Source organism: Paracidovorax sp. (genome assembly GCF_057642795.1).
On sequence record NZ_JBXYZY010000027.1, the window covers coordinates 369,099 to 393,083 of the forward strand.

Annotated in this window: 18 protein-coding genes; 5 read left to right on the forward strand and 13 right to left on the reverse strand. The window is 68.7% G+C overall.

All coding sequences use genetic code 11. The annotated features are described in order from the left end of the window. Positions 1–3: 3 nt before the first annotated feature. From AC3A84_RS11035 to AC3A84_RS11060, 6 genes are all read right to left on the reverse strand, one after another. Positions 4–6,084: a hybrid sensor histidine kinase/response regulator gene (locus AC3A84_RS11035; protein WP_487969660.1), complete on the reverse strand. Its 6,081-nt coding sequence runs from the start codon at positions 6,082–6,084 to the stop codon at positions 4–6. A gap of 59 nt (positions 6,085–6,143) precedes the next feature. Further along, positions 6,144–8,411 (reverse strand): methyl-accepting chemotaxis protein, encoded by a 2,268-nt coding sequence (locus AC3A84_RS11040; RefSeq protein ID WP_487969661.1) that lies wholly within the window; start codon positions 8,409–8,411, stop codon positions 6,144–6,146. Positions 8,412–8,451: 40 nt separating this feature from the next. Further along, positions 8,452–8,979, reverse strand: a complete 528-nt coding sequence (locus AC3A84_RS11045) for a chemotaxis protein CheW (protein WP_487969662.1) — start codon at positions 8,977–8,979, stop codon at positions 8,452–8,454. A gap of 52 nt (positions 8,980–9,031) precedes the next feature. Next, positions 9,032–9,397: a response regulator gene (locus tag AC3A84_RS11050; protein ID WP_343592546.1), complete on the reverse strand. Its 366-nt coding sequence runs from the start codon at positions 9,395–9,397 to the stop codon at positions 9,032–9,034. After that, a complete protein-coding gene (locus AC3A84_RS11055) occupies positions 9,397–9,804 on the reverse strand; it encodes a response regulator (protein WP_487969663.1) in 408 nt (135 codons plus the stop codon). Before AC3A84_RS11055 ends, AC3A84_RS11050 begins: the two co-directional genes overlap by 1 nt. A 69-nt stretch (positions 9,805–9,873) precedes the next feature. Continuing rightward, a complete protein-coding gene (locus AC3A84_RS11060) occupies positions 9,874–10,047 on the reverse strand; it encodes a rubredoxin (protein WP_288510186.1) in 174 nt (57 codons plus the stop codon). Positions 10,048–10,146: 99 nt separating this feature from the next. Between AC3A84_RS11060 and thiD the strand changes: the two genes are divergently transcribed. The 3 genes from thiD to yihG are packed head-to-tail and all read left to right on the forward strand — an operon-like array spanning position 10,147 to position 13,301. Then, positions 10,147–11,109, forward strand: a complete 963-nt coding sequence (thiD, locus tag AC3A84_RS11065) for a bifunctional hydroxymethylpyrimidine kinase/phosphomethylpyrimidine kinase (protein WP_487969664.1) — start codon at positions 10,147–10,149, stop codon at positions 11,107–11,109. Next, positions 11,093–12,406, forward strand: coding sequence for a glutamate-1-semialdehyde 2,1-aminomutase (gene hemL, locus AC3A84_RS11070; protein WP_487969665.1), 1,314 nt, complete (start codon positions 11,093–11,095; stop codon positions 12,404–12,406). The genes thiD and hemL overlap by 17 nt, the downstream gene beginning before the upstream one ends. Position 12,407: 1 nt before the next feature. Continuing rightward, positions 12,408–13,301, forward strand: a complete 894-nt coding sequence (yihG, locus tag AC3A84_RS11075) for a 1-acylglycerol-3-phosphate O-acyltransferase, YihG family (RefSeq protein ID WP_487969666.1) — start codon at positions 12,408–12,410, stop codon at positions 13,299–13,301. Positions 13,302–13,477: 176 nt separating this feature from the next. Here yihG and purH read toward each other — a convergent pair whose 3' ends face one another. The 3 genes from purH to dusB form a co-directional block, all read right to left on the reverse strand. Continuing rightward, positions 13,478–15,079 carry a bifunctional phosphoribosylaminoimidazolecarboxamide formyltransferase/IMP cyclohydrolase gene (gene purH / locus AC3A84_RS11080; RefSeq protein ID WP_487969667.1) on the reverse strand — a complete coding sequence of 534 codons (1,602 nt, stop codon included), beginning with the start codon at positions 15,077–15,079 and terminating at the stop codon, positions 13,478–13,480. Positions 15,080–15,182: 103 nt separating this feature from the next. After that, positions 15,183–15,416 (reverse strand): Fis family transcriptional regulator, encoded by a 234-nt coding sequence (locus AC3A84_RS11085; RefSeq protein WP_092940572.1) that lies wholly within the window; start codon positions 15,414–15,416, stop codon positions 15,183–15,185. Beyond that, a complete protein-coding gene (gene dusB / locus AC3A84_RS11090; RefSeq protein ID WP_487969668.1) occupies positions 15,397–16,458 on the reverse strand; it encodes a tRNA dihydrouridine synthase DusB in 1,062 nt (353 codons plus the stop codon). Before dusB ends, AC3A84_RS11085 begins: the two co-directional genes overlap by 20 nt. Before the next feature lie 177 nt (positions 16,459–16,635). On the opposite strand from dusB, the gene AC3A84_RS11095 reads away from it, so the two are divergent. Further along, entirely contained in the window at positions 16,636–17,118 is a 483-nt protein-coding gene (locus AC3A84_RS11095; protein WP_487969669.1) for a YqaA family protein, read from the forward strand. Between the two features lie 143 nt (positions 17,119–17,261). Here AC3A84_RS11095 and AC3A84_RS11100 read toward each other — a convergent pair whose 3' ends face one another. Next, a complete protein-coding gene (locus tag AC3A84_RS11100; protein WP_487969670.1) occupies positions 17,262–18,617 on the reverse strand; it encodes a carbohydrate porin in 1,356 nt (451 codons plus the stop codon). Between the two features lie 200 nt (positions 18,618–18,817). Between AC3A84_RS11100 and AC3A84_RS11105 the strand changes: the two genes are divergently transcribed. Further along, entirely contained in the window at positions 18,818–19,090 is a 273-nt protein-coding gene (locus AC3A84_RS11105; RefSeq protein ID WP_487969671.1) for a metal-sensing transcriptional repressor, read from the forward strand. A 114-nt stretch (positions 19,091–19,204) separates the two neighbouring features. Here AC3A84_RS11105 and AC3A84_RS11110 read toward each other — a convergent pair whose 3' ends face one another. The 3 genes from AC3A84_RS11110 to AC3A84_RS11120 form a co-directional block, all read right to left on the reverse strand. Then, a complete protein-coding gene (locus AC3A84_RS11110; protein WP_487969672.1) occupies positions 19,205–21,679 on the reverse strand; it encodes a membrane-bound PQQ-dependent dehydrogenase, glucose/quinate/shikimate family in 2,475 nt (824 codons plus the stop codon). A gap of 172 nt (positions 21,680–21,851) precedes the next feature. Next, positions 21,852–22,946 (reverse strand): redox-regulated ATPase YchF, encoded by a 1,095-nt coding sequence (gene ychF / locus AC3A84_RS11115; protein WP_487969673.1) that lies wholly within the window; start codon positions 22,944–22,946, stop codon positions 21,852–21,854. Between the two features lie 100 nt (positions 22,947–23,046). Then, positions 23,047–23,922, reverse strand: a complete 876-nt coding sequence (locus AC3A84_RS11120) for an MOSC domain-containing protein (protein ID WP_487969674.1) — start codon at positions 23,920–23,922, stop codon at positions 23,047–23,049. Between the last annotated feature and the right edge of the window lie 63 nt (positions 23,923–23,985).

Below are 23,985 nucleotides of genomic sequence, written 5' to 3' on the forward strand. Positions count from 1 at the left end.
TGCTCAGGCCTCTTCCTGGGTCAGCTCCGCCTTGCGGGCGTAGTGCTCCACCAGACCCAGCAGCTCCTCGTCGGAATAGGGCTTGCCCAGGTAATGGTTCACGCCCAGCTCCATCGCATGCTCCCGGTGCTTGCGCGCGATGCGCGAGGTGATCATCACGATGGGCAGGTCGCGCAGCACCGCATCACCGCGGATGTTGCGTGCCAGATCGAAGCCGTCCATGCGGGGCATCTCGATATCGGAGAGCACCAGCGCCGGCCGCTCCAGCTGCAGCCGCTCCAGCGCCTGCAGACCGTCAGAGGCCAGCGCCACGCGGTAGCCCTCGCGCTGCAGCAGCCGCTGGGTGACGCGGCGCACGGTGATGGAATCGTCCACCACCAGCACCAGCGGCACGCTGGCGCTTCCCGCCGCAGGCACGGCCACCTCGGCGATGCCGCCCGCTCCTGCGCTACCGGCAGGCTCTGCGCCCGCCTGGGCCAGGGCCCGGGCCTGATCGCCATACACCGTGGCCAGTGCCACCGGGTTGTAGATCAGCACCACGGCGCCGGAGGCCAGCACCGACATCCCGGCCAGCCCCGGCAGGCGCGAGAGCTGCGGCCCCAGGTTCTTCACCACCACTTCCTGGTTACCCAGCACCTCGTCCACATGCATGGCGATGCGCTGCGCTGCGCTGCGCAGCACCACCACCGGCCGCGTCTTGCTGGCGGATTCGTCGCTGCGCGGCGAAGACTGCAGCAGCGCGCCAAGCCAGAAGAAGGGGATGGATTCCACGCCGTCATGGAACTGGCTGCCCGCGTAGCTCGCATCCAGCTCGGCCCCCGTGGTGCGGCGCACGATCTCCACCAGGCTGGCCGGCACGCCGATGGTCTGATGTCCTGCGCGCAGCATCACCACCTGCGTGACCGCGGTGGTGAGCGGCAGCACCATGCGGAACGAGGTGCCCTCGCCGGAGCGCGACTGCGTCTCGATGCGGCCACCCAGGGCCTGTACCTCTGAACGCACCACGTCCATGCCGATGCCTCGGCCGGAAAGCTCGGTCAGGCCAGCGGCAGTGGAAAAGCCCGGCTGGAAGATGAGCTGAGCCGCAGCGCCGGCCTCCAGCTCGGCGCCTTCGGCCAGCAGCCCCTGCGCCACGGCCCGGGCGCGGATGCGCTCCAGATCGAGGCCTGCGCCGTCGTCACTGAATTCCACCGCGACGTCGTTACCCTCCTGGCGCAGCGCGATGGCGATGCGGCCCACGGCCGGCTTACCTGCGGCCACGCGCTGCTCGGGCCGCTCGATGCCGTGCGCCACGCTGTTGCGCAGCAGGTGCTCGAAAGCCGGCGCCATGCGGTCGAGCACGCCACGGTCCATCTCGATGGAGCCGCCCTCGATGTCGAGCTTGATCTGCTTGCCCGCCTCCTTGGACGCCTGGCGCACCACGGCGTAGAGCCGCTCGGCGATGCCATCGAACTCCACCATGCGCGTGCGCAGCAGGTCGCGCTGCAGTTCTCGGGCCTGGCGGCCCTGGGCAATCAGGTCATCCTCGGCGGCCTCGACGGTGCGTTGCAGGTTGCGCTGCACCGTGGCCACGTCGTTGACCGACTCGGCCATCATGCGGGTGAGCTCCTGCACACGGGTGAAACGGTCGAACTCCAGTGGGTCGAAGCCCGCGCCGGCGTCCTTGGAAAGCGCCAGGCGCGACTGCATCTGCGTTTCGGCCTGCACCTCGATGTCGCGCAACTGCTGGCGCAGCCGCTCCAGGTTGCCCGAGAGCTCGCCCAGCGAGGTACGCATCTGGCCCACACGCGCATCCAGCCGCGAGCGGGCGATCATCACCTCGCCCGCCTGGTTGACCAGCCGGTCGAGCAGCTGCGCGCGCACCCGCACCGTGGGGCCCGCGGCGCGGGGCTGCATCGCAGCCGGCGGCGCGCCGCGCGCGGCGGGCGCTGCGCCCATGACCTCCGCCGCCGGCGCAGTGCCCGCATCCTGGCCCTCCTGCGGTGCAGCGCCAGCGCCAGCGCGTGCCGCGTCGGCCTGCGGCGGCTGCGCACCGAGCGCACGCAGCGCGTTGAATCCGGCCTGCAGGCCATCGAGATGGGTCAGCAGCGGCTCGATATCCTCGGTGCGCGGGGCCTCCGCGTCGATCTGCTCGACCGCCGACTCCATGCGGTGCGCCATCGCGCCCAGCCGCATGGCTCCGGCCAGCCGAGCACTGCCCTTGAGCGTGTGCAGGCCGCGCAGCAGTTCGTTGCGGGCCCCCATGTTGCCCGGCCGCGCCACCCACTGGCGCAGCGCGGCGCCCAGCCCTGGCAGCAGTTCGGCGGCCTCTTCCTCGAAGATGGGAAAGAGGTCGGGGTCGATCACGTCGCGCGCATCGATCTCGTCGTCGATGTCCTGCACGGTGGACGGCTCCTGGGGCGGCAGCATGTCGGCAAGGCCTTCCTGCGGCTCCTGATCCGCCCAGGCCGCATCAGAGGCTTCCGGTCCGGCACCGGAATCCGGCGGCGTCATCTCGGCTTCGGTGTGCAGGATGGCGCGCAGCTCGTCCATCAGCTGCGGGTTCGGCTCCTTGAGAAAACCGGCGGCGAACTGGTGCAGCAGACGGCGGATGTCTTCCGCCGTGGCGACGAACACGGCGGCCTGCCCGGGTACGCCGTGCGGCTGCCAGCGGACATGTTCGAGCGCATGCTCCAGCGTGCGCGCCATCTCGGACAGCGCGGAAAAACCCACGGTGGCCGAGCTGCCCGCCAACGAATGCGCCAGCGCCACCGCCATGTCAGGCAGCGGCTCATGCAGCTCCAGCGACCATTCCTGCAGCGCGGTGGACAGCCGGCGCGACCATTCGTCGGCCTCGTTCAGATAGACGTTGTAGAGCGGTATCCCGATGCGCAGCGTGCCGATGACCTTGACGGCTTCGTCGGCTTGCGCGGGTTCCAGGGCTTCTGCGGGCTCCGCTGCCTTCTGCGCTGCGCCGGATTCCAGCAGATCGGGAGCCTCCACCGCAGCAGGCTCGTCCTCGGGCACGGGCAGCTCGGGAGACAGCGCCTCGTCGGCGGGGTGTGCTTGCGCGGCGACCGGCGATGCGGGCTCGATGGCTGCCTCTTCGGTCGGCTCCCAGGCATCGGCCGGCTCCACGGCGTCAGCGCCATCCAGTGGGGCGGCGGCGTCGTGCACAACGAGCGGCTCCGGCTCTTGGATAGCGGGCAGGAGGGTTTCGGCTTCAGCAGCCACGGCCTCGACCGCATCAGCCTCCACATCAGCCACGGCCGGCTCGTCCACCCCCTCTTCAGTCTGCGTGCCCGCCTCGCCCACCGCATCGTAGGCCTGCGCCGCCACTGCGGCATCCGACGCTTCAACGGCTTGCATGAAGTCGGCGAAGTCGATCTCCTGCGCCATCTCCTGCGCCATCTCCTGCGCGGGCCATGCCTCGGGAACGTCAGCGGGCGCAGCTTCGGCTGCCGGCATGCTGCCTTCTTCGCCCGCGGCCACGGCGGCCGCCTCGGTAGCGGTGGCGTTCTCCTCGGCCGGGCCAGGCAGCCCGCCGCTCAAAAGCTCCGGAGCAGCTTCGGTCAGGCCTGGTGCAGCACCCGGCACCCGCAAAGGCTCGGGCGTCTGGCCGGCACGCAGCGCACTGGCCGCATCCACGAACGGCTGGGCCTGCCAGCCGCTGTCGTCGCCGGCAGCGATGGCGTCGGCCCAGCGGCCGAAGGCCTGCAGGCTTTGTTCGGAGAGGTCCAGCAGATCGGCCGGCGCGGGTTTCTGCTCGGCCAGCCAGGCGTTCAAGGCCTGCTCCATCGCCCACGCGGCATCGCCGAACGGCGCCAGGCCGACCATGCGCGAACTGCCCTTGAGGGTGTGGAAGGCGCGGCGCAGCGTGGTCTGCTCGCTCAGGTCGCCCGGTGCGGCGCGCAGGCTCTGCACGGCGGCGAGGCCGGTGGCGACGACTTCGCGCGCCTCGTCGAGGAAGATGTCCAGCAGCTCCTGGTCTTCGTCGTCCGCGTCGGGCAGGGGCTGCACCGGGGGCAGCGGCTCGGGCGCCAGCGGCACGGCGGCGGCCAGGGATTCGGCCGCGCCCTGCTCGGCCGGAAAGTCCAGCGCGTCCAGGTCCAGGGTGAAGCCGGGATCGGCCGGCTGGGAGGGCTCCAACCCAGGCTCTGCCGCCTCCACGGGCATGGGGGCCGGTTCCGGTTCCGCGGCGGCAGGCGGCACTTCGGCCAGGGCCTCGGGCTGCATCGCTGCCGGCTCTGCCGCCGGGGCGGGCTGCGGTGCCGATTCCGGCGGGCGCTCCTGCTCTTGCGCCTGCTGCGCACGGTGGGCAAGCTCGCGGGCACGGCCCATGCGCAGGCGCAGCTCGCCCTGCACCTCGTCGTAGACGAAGAGCTTGCGCGCCATGGAGCGCTGGTAGCCCAGCATGTCGATCAGAAAGCCCAGCGCGCCCAGGCTGTTGCCGAGCTTCTCGAACAGCGCTGGCCGGTCGGCCTCGTCTACCTGGCCGGCGAGCAGCCGCTCCACCGTGTCGCGCATGCGCAACGCGGCCAGCGAGGCCTGGTCCAGCCCCAGCACCGACAGCACGCCGCGCATCTGCGCCAGCCGATCGGGCACGGAGGTGAGCGCGGACAGGTCTTCGGGCTGGCGGAAGAACTGGTCCATGGCCTTTTCGGTCTCGGCCAGGGAGGCACGCAGCTCGCCCACCACGCTGCCCATGGTTTGATGGTCGCTGACCCGGCGGTAGAGCTCCTCCATCCACGCCTCCAGCGGAGCGGGCTCGCCGCCTGCCGCCACATGGTCCAGCCGCTGCGCCAGCTCCGCACCGCGCTCGGCCAGATGCGCCTGCGCGGTGTCGGGCTCCTCGAAGGCGGCCTGCAGGTAGAGCACCGAGGTGGCGACTTCCATCGCCAGATCGGGGGGTGGCACGCCGCCTGCGCGGCCGGCCGTATCGACCGCGCGGGTCAGCGCGCCCGCCAGCGCTTCGCTGCCCGGGTACAGCCGGGCGAGCGAATCGCAGACCAGGCCGAACTGGTCGGCCGCCGGCTTGTGCTTGCTGCGGTCTCCGCCGGCAAGAGCGGACCAGGTCTCCGCCGTCGCGGCGATACGCCGCCGGGCCTGCGCCAGCACGGCCGGGTCGTGACGGCCGAAGCGCGGCTGCTCGTAATCGACCGGCGTGGCCGCCTGCTGGCCGAACGTCTGCTGCACGGCATGCAGTGGCGTGGCGCTGGCAGCATCGCCTGCGGGCACGCGGGCCTGGGCGCAGAAAAAGAGCAGGTCCTGCACCAGCCGGTCGGCGATGGCCGCATCGCCCCTGGCGAGGGATGCGTACTGCATGAGCACGCGCGAGGCGACGCGCTTGACGTACACATCGGTCGGCAAGCGCCCGGCGGCGAAGGCGTCGAAAAAGCCGGCGCAGAGCTTCCAGAACGTGCGTGGCTCGCGCTCGGCATTGGCGGCGGCCAGGCCCAGGCAGACATCGCGCATCTGGCCGGCGGCCGCCGCATCGCCATGCTTGACGATGCGCAGCACGGCGCTGTCGAGGCGGGCGCGAGCTGCGGGGCCGTAGGGCAGCGGCGCTTCGGGCAGCGGCATGTCGGGCTCGCGCAGGTCGCGCTCCACGGGCCAGAGATCGGCCGGATGCACGCGCTCGGCGCCCGTCAGCGCCTGCACATCGCGGTATTGGGGAAAAAGACCCACCGGCGAGGCTGGCTTGCCGGCCAATACCAGCTCCAGGTATTCGACCAGGGCAAAGCTCGCGCGTTCGAGCACGGCGATCGCGTCCTCGCCGCACTGGTCGGGGCGCTGCACGAACTTCTGCACGGCGGCTTCCATCGACCGCAACACCAGTGCGGGCCCGGCCATGCCGACCATCTCCAGCGCGCCGCCGGCCTGGTGCAGTTGCTGGCGCGCCATGCGCAGCGCGCTGGAATCGAGCGCTGCGAGGTCGGATTCGCGGGCCACGGCTGCCTCGCGCACAAAGCGGCGCAGCGATTTGAGCGCGCCGTCGAGCGACTTGCGCAGCTCTTCGTGCACCCAGGCGAGCGGCCCTAGGTCCTGCTCGGGCGGCTGCGCCCCGTCGGCGGCGTATGCGTGTGCGGCGTCCATGAATGGCATGAGTTCGTCTCCGGCTGCCTGGAGCCAGTGGTGGGTCGGAGGATGGGCGGGAAAGCGGCTCAGCCGATCTTGAATCGGGACACCGACTGGCGCAGCTCTTCAGCGATCTGCGAGAGCTCGCGCACCTGCTGGGCCGTGGTGCGCGTGCCCTCGCCGGTCTGCTCGGTCACCGCGAAGATGTGCTGGATATTGCCCGCCACTTCGTTGGCGAGCTCGGCTTCGCGCGAGGTGGAGGACGAGATCTGCTCGATCAGTTCGGCCAGACGGCGCGACACGCGGTCGATCTCGGTGAGCGCGGTGCCGGCAGAGTCGGACAGGCGGGCACCCTCGACCACGCCTTGCGTGGAGCGCTCCATGGCAGCCACGGCATCCTGCGTGTCGGTCTGAATGGCCTTCACCAGCGCCGAGATCTGGCGCGTGGCGTCGGCCGAGCGCTCGGCCAGGCGCTGCACTTCTTCGGCCACCACCGAGAAGCCCCGGCCTGCTTCGCCGGCCGATGCGGCCTGGATGGCTGCGTTGAGCGCCAGCACGTTGGTCTGCTCGGTAATGTCCGAGATCAGTTCGGTGATTTCGCCGATCTCCTGCGACGACTCGCCCAGGCGCTTGATGCGCTTGGAGGTGTCCTGGATCTGGTCGCGGATCGAGTTCATGCCGCCGATGGCGTTCTGCACGGCCTGCAGGCCCGAGTCGGCGGCCTGCAGCGACTGGCGCGCCACGGAAGCCGATTCCTGCGCCTGGCTGGACACGTCGTTGATGCGCGTGGCCATGTCCAGCACCGATTTGCCGGTCTCGCGGATCTCGCGCAGCTGCTCGGTGGAGGCGGCGAGCAGCTCGGTGGAGGTGCTGTCCACCTGCGCCGTGGTCTGGGCCACGCGGGCGGCCGTCTTCTGCACGCTGCCCACCAGCTGGCGCAGCTCTTCGACGGTGTAGTTGACCGAGTCGGCGATAGCGCCGGTGATGTCTTCGGTCACGGTGGCTTCCTGCGTCAGGTCGCCCTCCGCGACCGATTGCAACTCGTTCATCAGCCGCAGGATGGCTGCCTGGTTGGCGTCGTTCACGCGCTTGGCTTCCTGCTCCTGGCGCTTGGCATCCTGCTGCAGGGCCTCGGCAGAGGTCTGACGCGAGCGGCTGTCCATCAGCTGCACCCGCGAGATGCCGACGCCGCACAGCAGCACGAAAAGGCCGGCCACCGCCAGCGCGGCGAATTGGCCGGCACCGAGGCCGGTCTGGGCCGACAGGCTCGCCTGCAGCGCCTCCAGCTGGCGGCGCAGCGGCTCGCTGTCCGCGATGATCGAGGTCTGCGCCTCACGCGCGGAGACCAGCCCCTGCAGATTGCTCAGGATGGCGCCGGCGCGCACGCGGGTCTGCTCGTAGAGCTTGACGAGCTTGTCGAGCTGCTCGCGCGTCCCGGCATCGCGCGTGGGCGGCAGGCGCTGCTCGGCGCTGCCGTCCAGCATGCCCTGGGCGATGTCCTTGAACGAATTCAAATCCTTGCCCAGCAGGAACACGGCCTCGGGGCTCACGCCCTCCATGGTCTGGAATTCGTTGGCCGACTTGCCAATGCGCTGGGTGAGCATGACCAGCTGGCCCGCGGCGGAAATCTCGGCGGCCGATGCGTTCTGCTGCAGCTTGAGCGAGGCGATGGTTTCAGCGATCTCCAGCAGTTCGGAAGACTGACGGTTGATGGTACGCAGCGCGTCGCCCACCTGGGTCAGCGTCTTCTGCTGCGCCATCACCACGGCGGCATTGCGTTCGGCACGCTCGGCGAGCGTGGTCACAGCCTCCAGTTCGCTCTTGTATCCCTGGCCCAGGGCCTGCACGCCCAACTCGGCATCGCCGCTGTTCAAGGCGCGCACGTTGCGCGAGAGCACGCCAGCGCTGTCGGCCACGTCCGGGAAGGCCTGCGGGCTGCCCACCAAAGCCTGAGACACCGACTTGGCGAGCCGCTGCGACTGCATCAGCGACTGACCGGTGGCCGCCAGCTGCTGAGCGGACCGGTCGGCCTGCCGCAGCACCCAGCCGGCGATGAGCGCCAGCACCACGAGGCCTGCGGCCAGCATGATCAGCAGGCGGCGCTGGTGGCGCGCGGCCGTGGCACGGCCCAGCACGGGCAACGTGATGAGGTCGCCTTCCGCATCGTCCAGCTCGGGCCCGACGGCGTAGCCCCCCGGATCGCCCTGCAGGCTGTTCAGCCCGTCCAGCACGGCACCGCCTCCCTGGCGCACGTTGGCGGCACCGTGCCCGCCCTGGGCCGGGGAGAGGTCCAGAGCCTCGGGGTCCGCAGGCTTGCGGTTGAACAGCTTTCCAAACAGGTTGACGACGGACATGAGACGGCCTTGGTGAAAAACGAATCGCGCCCGCAGGCGCTCAGACACTGATGCCGAGGAACGCAGGGTGCTGCGACAGGGCCTGGAGATCGAGCACCTGCCAGCGCCCGCCCTGGGCGTCGATATGGCAGGGGCCGAGATAGGGGGGCGCCCCGGCCGCGGGCGGCTCGGACGCGACGAAGGCATCGGGCCCGCGCAGGCCGGCCAGACGCTCCACCAGCAGCGCGGCATTGACCTCGAACGCCGTGTTCAGCGACAGCAGGCTGGACTCGGCCAGCGCGGCATCGGTCCGCGGGCCAGCGGCGCCCAGCAGCGCGGACACGTCCGCCACGCCGACCAGCACGCCGCGCAGGTTGGCGACGCCGAGGAACCAGGGCTGGGTGTAGGGCACGGAGCGCACGCCGCGCCATGGGAATATCTCGCCGGCCTGCTCCAGCGGCAGCAACAGGCGCAGCCCGCCGGACTCGACCGCCAGCCACGAGGAAATGGCCGAACCCTCGCCGCGCGCGGCCTGCAGCCGGACGGCGAGACGGGCCTGCAACTCCCTCAGCGCTTCACGATTAGCCATGGAACGTGGGGCGGGCGGTCTGTGGGAGCATGGCGTTCTGGTACATGCCGCATCAGTTCAGCGCGTCGATCTTGGCCTGCAACTCCGCAGGATCGACGGGCTTGGTGATGTAGCCACGCGCACCCTGGCGCATGCCCCAGACGCGGTCGGTCTCCTGGTTCTTGCTGGTGCACATGATGATGGGCACATCGGCGTACTGCGGGTCGCGCGAGATCGAGCGCGTGAGCTGGAAGCCGTTCTGGCCCGGCATGACCACGTCCATGAGGATCAGATCGGGCTTTTCCTCGGCCAGTCGCCGGAAGGCCTCGTCGGCGTTCTCGGCGGTCCGCACCTGCATGCCCTTCTTCTGCAGCAGGTCGGTCAGGAACATCAGCTCGGTCTTCGAGTCGTCAACGACCAGCACTTTCCGGATGGGCATTACAAGGCTCCTGGTTGGGCATGACCGAACTGCTGCACGGCTTGCAACAGCTGGTCCTTGGTGAAAGGTTTCGTGAGGTAGTCCTGGCAACCCACCATCCGGCCGCGGGCCTTGTCGAAGACCCCGTCCTTGGAGGAGAGCATGACCACGGGAATATCGGCAAAACGGGCGTTGCGCTTGATGATGGCGCAGGTCTGGTAGCCGTCCAGCTTGGGCATCAAGATGTCGCAGAAGATCAGCTGGGGCAGATGGTCGTTGACCTTGGCGAGGGCGTCGAAGCCGTCGTCGGCCAGCAGCACCTCGTGCCCGCCTTGCTTGAGGAAGATCTCGGCGCTGCGGCGGATGGTGTTGCTGTCGTCCACCACCAGCACCCTCAAGGCGCTACCTGTCGTCGTAGTCAATGTCATTGCTCCAGGGGAATGAAAAAACCAACGCTGGCAGGGGCCAGGGCTCGTCAACGGGCCAGGGGCTCACGCCTAGATGGCGACCATCTCGAAATCGTCCTTGCGCGCACCGCATTCGGGGCAGGTCCAGTTCATGGGCACATCGGCCCATGCGGTGCCGGGTGCGATGCCATGCTCGGGCGCTCCCTGCGCTTCGTCATAGATCCATCCGCAAATCAGGCACATCCAGGTTTTGGGATCGGTCACAGGTTCCAGAGGCGTTCACATAGAATGGAACGATTGTATCCAGCCACCATGACGCAGGATGCAGCTTTCGTGCCTCGGCTTGAGGCCGGCGCCAGGCCCATGACGACCCACACCTCCCCCCCTCCCGATTCCGCCTCCGGCACCGACATGGCGGCGGACGCCGAGGACGCCTTCGCCCCCGTGTGCGTGCTGGTCTTCAATGCCAGCGACCCCAGCGGCGCGGGCGGCCTCACGGCCGACATCGCCACCATCGCCTCCGTGGGCGGCCACCCGGTCGCCGTCGTGACCGGCGCCTACGCCCGCGACACGGCCGAGATCTTCGACCACTACGCCTTCGACGACGAAGCCGTCGCCGAGCAGGCCCGTGCCGTGCTGGAAGACATGCCGGTTCAGGCCATCAAGGTCGGCTTCGCGGGCAGCCCCGAGAACCTCAGCGCCATCGCCGAAGTGGCCTCCGACTATGCCGACGTGCCGGTCATCGCCTACATGCCCAACCTCTCGTGGTGGCGCGACGACTTGATCGACCAGTACCTCGACGCCTTCCAGGAACTGCTGCTGCCGCAGACTTCGGTATTGGTGGGCAACTACAGCACGCTGCGGCGCTGGCTGCTGCCCGACTGGGGCAACGAGCGGGCGCCCTCGGCGCGCGACCTGGCCATGGCCGCCTCCGCCATGGGCGTGCCCTATGTGCTGGTCACAGGCATCCCGGCGCCCGAGCAGTTCATCGACAACGTGCTCGCTTCGCCGCAGGCCGTGCTCAGCTCCGCGCGCTTCGAGCGCTTCGAGGCGACCTTCGCAGGCGCCGGCGAGACCCTCTCGGCCGCGCTGACCGCCCTGGTGGCCAGCGGCGACGACCTGGCCGAAGCCACGGCCGAGGCGCTCTCCTATCTCGACAGCTGCCTGGATGCGGGCTTTCGCCCCGGCATGGGCCATGTGCTGCCCGACCGCATGTTCTGGGCCCAGCCCGACGAGGACGACGACGGCCCCAGCGATGACGAGCCTCCACAAGATCCCACGGCCACCGATGGCTTCGTGATGCCCCCTCATGACACCCAGCACTGACCTGAACCTTCCCCTCTTCGAGCGCGCCAAGGCGCTCATCCCCGGCGGCGTCAACTCGCCCGTTCGCGCCTTCCGCGCCGTGGGCGGCACACCCCGCTTCGTGCAGCGCGCACAGGGCGCCTATTTCTGGGACGCCAACGGCCAGCGTTTCATCGACTACATCGGCTCCTGGGGTCCCATGATCCTGGGCCACGGCCACCCGGCCGTGCTGGAGGCCGTGCAGAAGGCCGCGCTGGACGGCTTCAGCTTCGGCGCGCCCACCGAGCGCGAGGTCGATCTGGCCGAGGAGATCCTGCGCCACGTCCCGTCGATGGAGATGATCCGCCTGGTCAGCTCCGGCACCGAGGCCGGCATGAGCGCCATCCGCCTGGCGCGCGGCGCCACCGGCCGCAGCAAGATCATCAAGTTCAACGGCTGCTACCACGGCCATGCCGACGCGCTGCTGGTCAAGGCCGGCTCAGGCCTGGCCACTTTCGGCCACGCCACCAGCGCAGGCGTGCCGCCCGAGGTGGTGCAGCACACCCTGGTGCTCGAATACAACGACGTCTCCCAGCTCGAGGAAGCCTTTGCGCTGCACGGCAGCGAGATCGCGGGGCTGATGATCGAGCCCATTGCCGGCAACATGAACTTCGTGCGCGCGAGCGTCCCCTTCATGCGCCGCTGCCGCGAGCTCTGCACCCAGCACGGCGCGATGCTGGTGTTCGACGAGGTGATGACCGGCTTCCGCGTGGCCCTGGGCAGCGCGCAGAGCCTCTACGCCCAGGCCATCCCCGGCTTCAAGCCCGACATCACCGTGCTGGGCAAGGTGATCGGCGGCGGCATGCCGCTGGCGGCCTTCGGCGGACCGCGCGCGGTCATGGAACAGCTGGCGCCGCTGGGTCCGGTCTATCAGGCCGGCACGCTGTCGGGCAACCCGGTGGCCACCGCCTGCGGCCTGGCCACGCTGCGCGAGATCGCCAAGCCCGGCTTCTACGAGGCGCTGGGCGCGCGCACGCGCTCGCTCGTGCAGGGCCTGGCGCAGGCCGCGCAGGCAGCGGGCGTGCCCTTCAGCGCCGACAGCGAAGGCGGCATGTTCGGCTTCTTCCTGCTGCCCGAGCTGCCGCAGAACTACCCCACGGTGATGACCACCGACGGGGCGCGCTTCAACGCCCTCTTCCACGGCCTGCTCGACCGCGGCATCTACATCGCCCCCGCGCTGTACGAGGCCGGCTTCGTGAGCGCGGCGCACACTGACGAAGACATCGCCGCGACCGTCGCCGCGGCGGCCGAAATATTCCAGACCTGGGCCCGCTCCTGAGATGTTCGCCTTGCTGAAGATGGTGGCGTGCGGCCTGGTGCTGGCGCTCAATACCTTGGGCTGTTTCTCGCTGATGATGCCCTTTGCCTTGGCCAAGCTGGTGCTGCCCTTCGCGCCCGTGCGGCGCGTGACCGACCGCGTGCTGGCCACTCTGGCAGAGCTGTGGATCGGCATCAACAATCTCTGGATCCGTGCGGCCAACCCGGCGCCCTGGCAGGTGTCGGGCCTGGAGTCCTTAAGCCCGCGCCACTGGTACCTCGTCACCTGCAACCACCAAAGCTGGGTGGACATCCTGGTGATGCAGCGCGTCTTCAACCGGCGCATTCCGCTCCTGAAGTTCTTCCTCAAGTACGAGCTGATCTACGTGCCGGTGATCGGCCTGGCCTGGTGGGCGCTGGACTTCCCATTCATGCGCCGCAGCAACGGGGGCGCCAGCGCCCGGCAGGACCTGCGCGCCGCCAAGGCCGCGTGCGAGAAGTTCCGCCGCATGCCCACGGCCGTGATGAACTTTGCCGAGGGCACGCGCTTCACGCCCGAAAAGCATGCCGAGCAGGGATCGCCCTACCGCCACCTGCTGGTGCCCAAGTACGGCGGCATGGCCACCGCGCTGCAGACCCTGCACGACCAGCTGGATTCGGTGTTGGACGTGACCATCGCCTACCCCGACGGCGTGCCCAGCTTCTCCGACGCCCTGGCGGGCCGCCTGGGGCGGGTGGTCGTGCATGTCGCGCGGCGCCCGGTGCCCGGTGCCCCTTCGCGGGCCGGCGGGCGCAACGCCATGCAGGAATGGCTGGACGGGCTGTGGCGCGAGAAGGACGCGCGGCTGGACACCTGGCTGGGCACCGGCCCCGCCGCTGCTGCCGATCCTGCTGCAGAGCCACATCAAAAACCATAGCACCTGGCGCTGATAGATCAAGGGCTGCAGGCCTTTTCGGCTTGAAAACTCCCACATCACCAACCCCCGGCTCCCCCAAAAAGAAAGCGGCCCGCAGGCCGCTTTCTTTTTGGGTGTGCGCCGAGTTGGCCTCGCGCCGGGCCTGTCTGCCGCACCGGCAGGCAGGCCCCTCAGGCTCAATGGCGGAAGTGGCGCACGCCGCTGAACACCATGGCCACGCCGCGCTCATCGGCGGCGTCGATCACTTCCTGGTCGCGCATGGAGCCGCCGGGCTGGATCACGCAGGTCGCACCGGCATCCACCACCACGTCCAGGCCATCGCGGAACGGGAAGAAGGCGTCGCTCGCCACGGCCGTGCCCTGCAGCGAGAGCTTGGCGTGCTCGGCCTTGATGCTGGCGATGCGGGCGGAATCGAGGCGGCTCATCTGGCCGGCACCCACGCCCATGGTCATGCCGCCCTTGCAGAAGACGATGGCATTGCTCTTGACGTACTTGGCCACCTTCCAGGCGAAGAGCAGGTCTTGCAGTTCCTGGGGCGTGGGCTGCTTCTTGGTGACCACCTTGAGATCGGCCAGGGCCAGCTCATGGTTGTCGGCCGACTGCAGCAGCATGCCGGAGCCGATGCGCTTGGCGTCCATGGCGTTGCGGCCACGGCTCCAGGCCGAGTCACCGGCTTGCTCGGGCAGCGCGATCTTGAGCAGTCGCACATTGGCCTTGGGGCGGAAGATCTCCAGCGCCTCGGGCGTGAAGGCGGGCGCCATCAGCACTTCGACGAACTGCTTGACCACGTGCTGCGCGGCCGCCGCGTCCACCGGGCGGTTGAAGGCGATGATGCCGCCGAAGGCGCTGGTGGGGTCGGTCTGGAAGGCCTTGCCGTAGGCCTCGGCCACGTCGGCGCCCACGGCCACGCCGCAGGGGTTGGCGTGCTTGACGATCACGCAGGCCGGCACGTCGAAGCTCTTGACGCATTCCCAGGCGGCGTCGGCATCGGCAATGTTGTTGTACGAAAGCTCCTTGCCCTGCAGCTGCTCGCCCGTGACGATGGAGCCGGGCGCGGGGTGGAGGTCGCGATAGAGCGCCGCCTGCTGGTGGCTGTTCTCGCCGTAGCGCAGGTCCTGCACCTTGACGAACTGGCCGTTGCTCTGGCCGGGGAACTGGCTGCGCTCGGGCACATAGGCCTCGGACAGCTTCTCGGCCTCGAAGGTGACGGAGGAGAGGTAGTCGCTGATCGCGCCGTCGTACTGCGCGATGCGGTTGAACGCGGCCACCGACAGCGCGAAGCGCAGCTTGTCGGACAGCTTGCCGGCGGCCTTGAGCTCGCCCAGCACGGCGTCGTACTGGTCGGCCGAGGTGACTACGCCCACGTCCTGCCAGTTCTTGGCGGCGCTGCGCACCATGGCCGGGCCGCCGATGTCGATGTTCTCGATGGCGTCGGCCAGCGTGCAGCCGGGTTGGGCCACGGTCGCCTCGAACGGGTAGAGGTTGACCACCAGCAGGTCGATGGTGTCGATGCCGTGCTCCTTCAGCGCGGCCATGTGCGCGGGCAGGTCGCGGCGGGCCAGCAGGCCGCCATGCACCTTGGGGTGCAGCGTCTTGACGCGGCCGTCGAGCATTTCGGGGAACTGGGTGACCTCGGCCACCTCGGTGACGGGCAGGCCCTTGTCGGCCAGCAGCTTGGCGGTGCCGCCGGTGGACAGCAGGCGGATGCCAAGGGCATGCAGCGCCTGCGCGAATTCGACGATGCCGGTCTTGTCGGAGACGGAAAGTAGTGCGTTCATGGGTTCAGGGGGCGGTTCTTGATGGCAATGAAATCGTTCACCAGCGCAGACGGATCAAGCGCAGGCAGCTATTTTTTTGGGAGCAAACGCTTTCGCCGGAGCCTCAGAGCAGCTTGTGCTCGACCAGCTTCTTGCGCAGCGTGTTGCGGTTCAGCCCCAGCCATTCGGCGGCACGGGACTGGTTGTTGTCGGCATGGCTCATCACCACTTCCAGCAGCGGTTTTTCGACCAGGCGCACCAGCATGTCGTACATGCCGTCGGGCGTTTCGCCCCCCAGGTCGCGAAAGTAGCCCTGCAGGCTCTCGCGCACGCATTCCTCAATATGTTGCTTGCTCATCCGTCCGTTCTCTCGGCTCCGTGTCGGCACCGGCATCGGCGTCGGCCGGGGGCAGCCGGTCCATCGAGGCGCCCAGCGCGTCGAAGTAATCGGCCACCGCCTGCCATTGCGCCGCGCAGTCCTCGATGGTGTTGATGTGTTGTCTGAAGGCCTCACCGCCGGGCAGCGCCCGCACGTACCAGGCGATGTGCTTGCGCGCACTGCGCACGCCCGTCGCCTCGCCGTAGAGGCCGTAGTGGTCCTGCAGGTGGTCCAGCAGCAGGCGCCGCACCTCGGCCACCAGCGGCGGCGCAAGGTGCTCGCCCGTGGCGAGGTAGTGGCCGATCTCGCGGAAGATCCACGGCCGGCCCTGCGCCGCGCGACCGATCATGATCGCGTCGGCCCCCGTGGCGGCGAGCACCGCCTGCGCCCTCTCGGGCGAGGTGATGTCGCCGTTGGCCACCACGGGCACGCGCACCGCCGCTTTCACGGCGGCGATGGTGTCGTACTCGGCATGGCCCTTGTAGCCCTGTTCTCGCGTGCGGCCGTGCACCGTGAGCATCTGGATGCCCACGCCCTCGAACGCCCGCGCGAGCTGCACGGCGTTCTTGTGCTGCTGGCACCAGCCGGTGCGCATCTTGAGCGTGACGGGCACGTTGCGCGGCGCGCAGGCATCGACGACCGCCTGCGCAATCTCGATGGCCAGCGCCTCGTTCTGCATCAGGGCGGAACCCGCCCACTTGTTGCAGACCTTCTTGGCCGGGCAGCCCATGTTGATGTCGATGATCTCGGCGCCCCGGTCGATGTTGTAGAGCGCGGCCTCGGCCATCATGGCCGCGTCCGTGCCCGCAATCTGCACGGCGATCGGGCCGGGCTCGCCCTCGTGGTTGGCCCGGCGCGAGGTCTTGAGGCTGTTCCACAAGTCCTTGCGCGAGGTCACCATCTCGCTGACCGCGTAGCCCGCCCCCAGCGCCTTGCACAGCTGGCGGAAAGGCCGGTCCGTCACGCCCGCCATGGGCGCGACGAACAGACGATTCGCCAAGGGAATATGGCCGATGTGCATGGGGGCGGGGGGATGGGGAGGGCAGCGCGTGCTGAAAAAGGAGGCAAGATTGTAGCCGCCCCGCCAGTTCGGCCGAGGGCGGGGCCGGCCGGAGCTCGCCTCCACGGGCCGCACTGCCGGACGGCGCGCCGGGCTACAAGGCGCAGCCGGATCCCCCGCCTACACTCGGCGGCACTTATGGAACTCTGGATGAACCATCTCATGGACGTGCTGGCCCTGCCCCAGTTCGGCCTGAGCACCGTCTTCGTGGTGTCGTTCATATCGGCCACGCTCCTGCCGCTGGGCTCCGAGCCGGCCGTCTTCGGCCTCATCAAGATCAACCCCGAACTCTTCTGGCCCGCCGTGCTCGTCGCCACCGCCGGCAACACGCTGGGCGGCGCGCTCAGCTGGTGGATGGGCCTGGGCGCGCACAAAGCCGTGGACAAGGCCCGCGGCTTCCACAAGGAGCCCCGCGCTCTGAAGTGGCTGGAGCGCTTCGGACCCAAGGCCTGCCTGCTGAGCTGGCTGCCCGTGGTGGGCGACCCGCTCTGCGCCGTGGCGGGCTGGCTCAAGCTGCCGTTCTGGCCTTGCCTGGCCTACATGGCGGTGGGCAAGTTTGCGCGCTATCTGGTGATGACGGCCGGGCTGCTCTACTTCTGGCCCGGCGCCGTGGCGCACTGACCGCACGACCGGGGCGCCGCTGATTGCTATTTAATCAATAGCAATCAGTGCTTGCTCTGCAATCGCCACAACGCTTTTCTGCATGGAAAAAAGGGCGGCCCGCCCTACCGGCGGCCGCCCCTCGCGCAGGCCCGATGCGGCGCTCAGAACTCGGTATGCAGACGCACAGAACCCACGTTCACCGGCCCGCGGTCGGCGTTGTAGGCCGGGTTGCGGATGTACTGCCAGTCGAAGCTCAGCCACGCGGCCTTGGCCAGCCTGACGTTGTAGAAGGTCTCGTAAATCATCTCGGGCCGGTAGTTCAGGCGCCCGTCGCCGATGAAGAAGCCCACGCCCCCGTCTTCGAGGTAGCGCCGGTGCACGCCGGAAAGGCCGTTGCGCGCGACGGCGAAGCCCACGGTGTCGTCCGCACGGCCCCAGGAGCGGCCCTTGACCAGCACGCCGCCCGAGAGCGAGCGCTCGATCTCGGTGAAGGCGTAGGTCTCGGTCTTGCCGTCCGCGCGGCTGGCGCGCAGAAAGAGGCCCACGTCGTCGTTCACGGCCTGCTCCAGGTTGATGCCGAAGCCGCTCTTGCCCTGCACGTCCGTACGGACGGCGTTGATGTCCGGCGTGGTGCCCGTGCGCGCGGCGAGGTCCAGCGCGTCCTGGAAGCGCGACATGCGCGCCCGGTTGTGGAAGGCAAGCAGCCGCACCGTGCCCGGCTGGCCGCCCCAGGTGTGCGAATGCGCCAGCTCGATCTGGTCGCCGTAGTGGCTGAAGATGTGCCGGTCCAGCTGCTGCTGGTTGGGCTGCTTGGGCTGGATGAAGCGGCCCGCGCGCAGGGCCCAGTCATCGTGATACCACTCCAGTGCCGCACCCCAGGTATAGCCCCGCGCATCCGCTGCGAAGTCATAGGAGCCGTGCGTCATGATCGACCAGTTCAGGAACTGGGTGCGCGGATCATGGCTGTAGGTGTTGGCGTCGAAGATATCCGTCACCGACAGGTTGCCCGCCGTCAGCACCCAGCGGCGCTTGTCCACCATGCCCGCCAGCTGGTTGGGGCCGGACTCGACCGCCTCCTGCTCGCCGCCCATGCCCCAGGTCTGGCGCAGGAAGAGGCGCGCCCGGTAGAACTTGATCTCGGAACCAGAGGTGCGCGCCATCTCGCCGTTGGTGAGGCCGCCCAGGCCGGTCAGGCGGGACAGCGGCACGCCCTGCGCCGCTTCCGGGTTGAAATAGAGCTCGCCGCCCGTCCAGGGCCGCCAGCCCAGGAAGGCGGTCGCCGTGAAGGAATAGCTGCGCTCCTTGTCCGCCGACAGGCTGTTGGGCCCGGAATAGACGGCGGAAAACGACGGCTTTCGCTGCCAGACGTAGGTGGACTGGAACTTGGCATTCCAGTTCTCCGTCTCCACCTTTTCGGCCGCCTGGGCCTGGACCAGCACAGGGACGAGCGCGGCAGCCAGCACCGCCAAGCCCTGCAAGCGCGCCAGCGGACGCGCCGTGAAACCATTCAAACGCATGTGAACTCCTGGCCGGCGCCGACAACGCGCACAGCCTCCGCGAGCCACCGCGAACGAGGCAGCCCTTGCATCATCGACGCCTTCGGAATCGCCACCAGCGCTGGCCTCATCCCGCAAGCCCCCTCGCCCGAAGGCGGCGAATTGTAACTGGGGAAATACATCATTCCGCATCCCCTCCAGGAGGATAGGATGACAGAACAATGACAGACCCCACCGCCATCTACCCCGACGTCACCAAGCGCCTCAAGCGCGCCCAGGGCCACCTCAAGAGCATTCTGGCGATGCTGGATGACAAACGCGCTCCGCTGGAGATCGTCCAGCAGCTGCAGGCGGTGGAGAAAGCGGTGGCCAACGCCAAGCGCAGCCTGGTCCACGACCACATCGGTCACAGCCTGGACGGCGCAGCGCAGCGGGATGCGGCCGCCTCGGGTGCGACGGTTCAGGCATTGAAGGAGCTCACCAAGTACCTGTGAGCGCCAGCCGCCGCGGGCATTGCGCCTGGGATGCGGCGGCGCGGCAAGGGAGGCAGCCGGCGCCGTAGCGCGCCCTGGTGGACTGCTCCCGCGCCGCGCGCTCGCCTTCGACGGTCAGCGCGGCAGCGCGTAGGCCATCAGCGAGTCGCCCATCTTCGTGCCGAAGGAGCCGTGGCCGCCGGCCATGATGAGCACGTACTGGCGCCCATCGGCCTCATACGTCATGGGAGTGGCCTGCCCGCCCGCAGGCAGTCGCGCCTCCCACAGCAGATCGCCATTGCTCACGTTATAGGCGCGCAGGTAGTTGTCCTGCGTCGCGGCCACGAACATCACGTTGCCGGCCGTGGAGATGACGCCGCCCAAGCCGGGCACGCCGATCTTCAGGGGCGGCAGCTGGAACAGCGCCGGCAGGCTGTCGCGGATGGTGCCGATGCGCTTCTTCCAGACGACTTCATGCGTCTGCAGATCGACACCCGTCACAAAGCCCCATGCGGGCTGCTTGCACGGCAGCCCGAGCGGCGAAAGGAAAGGCTTGATCTCGACGCCGTAAGGCACGCCGTACATCGGCTGGATGCCGTTTTCGGTGCCCGCGCCGCGCTCGGTGTGCGGTCGATCGGCCTTCTCGGGTATCAGCCGGCTGACGAAAGGCAGCGCCAGCGGGTTCATCAGGGCGACCTGGCGGTCCGGGTTGACGGACATGCCGCCCCACTCGAACACACCCAGGTTGCCGGGGAATACCAGCGTGCCGTTCTCGGACGGCGGGGTGTAGATGCCCTCGTAGTTCAGGCGGTGGAAGATGATGCGGCAGGCCAGCTGGTCGAACATGGTCGCGCCCCACATCTTGGCGCCGTCCAGGCGCTCTGCGGGCGCCAGGTTGAGCGGCGAGAAGGGTTGCGTCGGCGAATAGCGTTCGCCGCGGGTCTGCGGGCCGCGCTGCACGGTCTGGGGCACCGCCCGCTCGTGCACGGGCAGGATGGGCGCGCCCGTCGTGCGGTTGAGCACGAACACGTTGCCGGTCTTAGTCAGCACGTAGATGGCCGGCACGGTCTGGCCCGAAGGCAGGCGCAGATCCAGCAGCGAGGGCTGCGAAGGTACGTCCATGTCCCACAGGTCGTGGTGCGTGGTCTGGAAATGCCAGATCAGCCGGCCGGTGCTGGCGTCGAGCGCCAGCACGGCGTTCGCATAGCGCTCCTTGAGTTCGCTGCGGTCGCCCCCCCAGATGTCGGGCGTGCCCACCCCGGTCGGCACGTACACCGTGTCGCTGCCCGCGTCATAGGCCAGCGGTGCCCAGGCGTTCGGTGAGTTGTGCGCGAACAAGCCCTTCTCTCCCGGCATCTGGTTGGGGTCCTGCGCGCCGGTATCGAACACCCAGCGCAGGGCACCGGTGTTCACGTCATAGCCCCGGATCACACCCGAAGGCTCCCGGTTGGAGAGGTTGTCCGTCACCGAACCGCCGATCACGATGGTGGAGGCCGTCACCACGGGCGGCGAGGTGGGGTTGTAGCCACCGGGGTACGGATAGGGCATGTTGGCCTGCAGATCGATCTCGCCGCCGCGGCCGAAATCGCTGCAGGCCTGGCCGGTATCCGCATTCACCGCGATCAGGCGCCCATCGTTGACCGGCAGGATCACCTTGCGGGGGCAGACCGATGAAGGCGCGGAACCCGACGGCCGAGAAGCGCTCTTGGCGAAACGCTCGGGATTGCCCGCATCGTGATAAGACACCCCGCGGCAGGTCATGTGCTGGAACGTACGGTCGGCCTTCAGGTGCGGGTCGAATCGCCACAGACGCTTTCCGGTGGAGGCATCCAGGGCATCGAGGAACTGGTGGGCCGTGCAGAGGAAGACCTTGTCGCCCACTTTGATGGGCGTCACCTCGTTGGTAGTCTCGCCTGAATCGTTGGCGGTCTTGAAGTCTTCGGTGTGATAGGTCCAGGCGACCTTGAGATCCTTGACGTTGCGCTCGTTGATCTGCGCGAGCGGCGAATAGCGCACGCCGGCTTCTGTCCGGCCGTAGGCAGGCCAGTCCTGGGGCGCAACGCCGGCCACCGGCTGCACCGCGGCGGGCTGGCTGCGCGCGATCGTGCCGTTCACCTCCTGCGGATCATGCAGGAGCGCATAGCCGAGCACGCCCAGCGTGGCCACCATGGCGGCGCCCATCAGCGCCTTGGGCGCTGCGCTGCGCCCGACGAGGGAACGCGATGCCCAGGGCAGCAACAGCCACAGGCCGAACAGGAACCAGATGTCCACGCGGGGCGCCAGTGCCCAGAAGTCGGTTCCGGCCTCCCAGAGGCTCCAGCCCAGCGTCACGATCAGCCAAACCGCATACAGCCACAGGCTGAGGCTGGACCCCCGCCAGTAGGCCAGCGCCACAGCGGCAAGCACGATCGCAGCCAGCACGTAATACGCGGAGCCGCCCAGGGCCAGCAGCCAGCCGCCGGCGGTGCCGAGAGCGACCGCCATGACGATCAGAAGGGCCAGGGTGATCCCCCGCGTCCATGAGCCTGACGATGTTGTTGTTTCTTCTTTCATGACCGCCTCATAAACAAAACAGGGAGTGATTGTGTTGCGTATCAGGCGCATTGCCATGTAAGCACATGGCGACAAATGGCTGTTGGAGGCGTCACGCAGGCCAGGAGGTCAGCCTTTCCCGAACCCGACAGCCGGCCGCCGCCGCACCATGAAAAAAGCCCCGCATCCACGGGGCCGTTTTCTTCTCATATCCGTCGCGACCGCCCCTGGCGGGGCGCGAAGGCGGGGATCAGACGTTGAACAGGAAGTTCATCACGTCGCCGTCCTTGACGACGTACTCCTTGCCTTCGGCGCGCATCTTGCCGGCGTCCTTGGCGCCCTGCTCGCCCTTGAAAGCGATGAAATCGTCGAAGGCGATCGTCTGTGCACGGATGAAGCCGCGCTCGAAGTCGCCGTGGATCACGCCGGCAGCCTGGGGCGCGGTGTCGCCCACCTTGATGGTCCAGGCGCGCACTTCCTTCACGCCGGCGGTGAAGTAGGTCTGCAGGCCCAGCAGCTTGAAGCCGGCGCGGATCAGACGGTTCAGGCCGGGCTCTTCGAGGCCCAGTTCCTGCAGGAACATGTCGCGGTCCTCGTCTTCCATCTCGGCCATCTCGGCCTCGATCTTGGCGCAGATGGCCACCACGGGGGCGCCCTGGGCTTCGGCGTAGGCCTTGAGCTTGTCGAGCAGAGGGTTGTTCTCGAAGCCGTCCTCGGCAACGTTGCCCACGAACATGGCGGGCTTGGCCGTGATCAGGCAGAAAGGCTTGAGCAGGGGCGCATCCTCCTTGCTGACGGGCACCGTCCGAGCGGGCTTGCCCTGGTCCAGCGCGGCCTGGATCGGCGTGAGCAGCGAGACCAGCTTGGCGGCTTCCTTGTCGTTGCCCGACTTGGCGGCCTTGCTGTAGCGGTTCAGGGCCTTCTCGACGGTGGCGAGGTCGGCCAGGCACAGCTCGGTCTGGATGACTTCGATGTCGGCGATCGGGTCCACGCGGCCGGCCACGTGGATCACGTTCGGGTCTTCGAAGCAGCGCACGACGTTGACGATGGCGTCGGTCTCGCGGATGTGGGCCAGGAACTGGTTGCCCAGGCCTTCGCCCTTGCTGGCACCCGCCACCAGGCCGGCGATGTCCACGAATTCGACGATGGCCGGCACCACGCGCTCGGGCGTGATGATCTGGGACAGCTGCTGCAGGCGGGGGTCGGGCACTTCCACCACGCCGGTATTGGGCTCGATGGTGCAGAACGGATAGTTCTCGGCGGCGATGCCGGCCTTGGTGAGGGCGTTGAAGAGAGTGGACTTGCCCACGTTGGGCAGGCCCACGATGCCGCATTTCAGGCTCATGGCAGGGCTTTCAGGGTTCGGGAAGACAAACCGCCGATTTTAAGGGCGCGGCACGCAAAGCCTCGAAGGCACCCCCTCGGAGCCCGTCATAGCACCCCTGTCAGTCGAAGCGCAGGTCGGCGGCGACGGGCTGGCCCACGCGCAGCAGCTTGCCGGCGCCTTGGCCCACGATGGCATTCATGGCGAAACTGATGGCGCCATCCAGGCGCCTGTCCTGCCGGTAGCGGCGCAGCGCATCGCCCACGGCGGGCGTGCTTTCGGCCGTGGCGGGGTCGATGTCGGGAATGGGGCAGCGCACGCAGGGCTTGACCAGCTGCAGCCGGACTTCGCCCTCGGGCGTGCCGACGTAAAGCGCATCGATGCGGTCTTCGTCGTGCGCCTCGACGCCGTCGATCACGATGTTGGGGCGAAAGCGTTCCACGCCCACGGCAGGCTGGCCCGCCGCCAGCAGCCGCTCGTTCAGGCCATCGACCGAAGCCTGGCTCACGACCAGCAGCGGGAAGCCGTCGGAAAACTGGTTCGGCGCCTCGACGCCGCCGGTCCACTGCAGGCTGGAGAGGCGCCGGTGGGCGGGGTCGAACCGCACCAGGCGGCAGGCCAGCCCCAGGAAGTCGCTGAACCATTGCGCGGCGAGCTCGCCCATGTCCCGGGCCGGCACCACGTCGTCCCACACGCTCACGCGGGCTGGCGGGCCGTCCATCGCCTGCAGGGAAACGTGCAGCGCCGGCATGCCCGGGGCCTGCAGCACCATGCGTTCAGGGGCCTGGATCTCGGGCCGTACCAGCGCCATGCGGGCATGCCCGCGCTGGGTGAGGAAGGCGCCCTGGCCGTCCACCACCATGAAGGCGCGGTCCAGCGCCAGTCCGGCCGGGGTCAGCAGGGCTTCGCGCACCTCCACGCCCGCGCAGGACTTGACCGGGTGGACGAACAGGCGGGCGATGCTGCCGCAGAGGTCGAGATCGGGGCGAAAGGTCACGGGGCGGTCCTGGAAGGCACGGATGGGGCAGCGAAGCGGCCGAGAAAGGCAGGAGCGGGATTT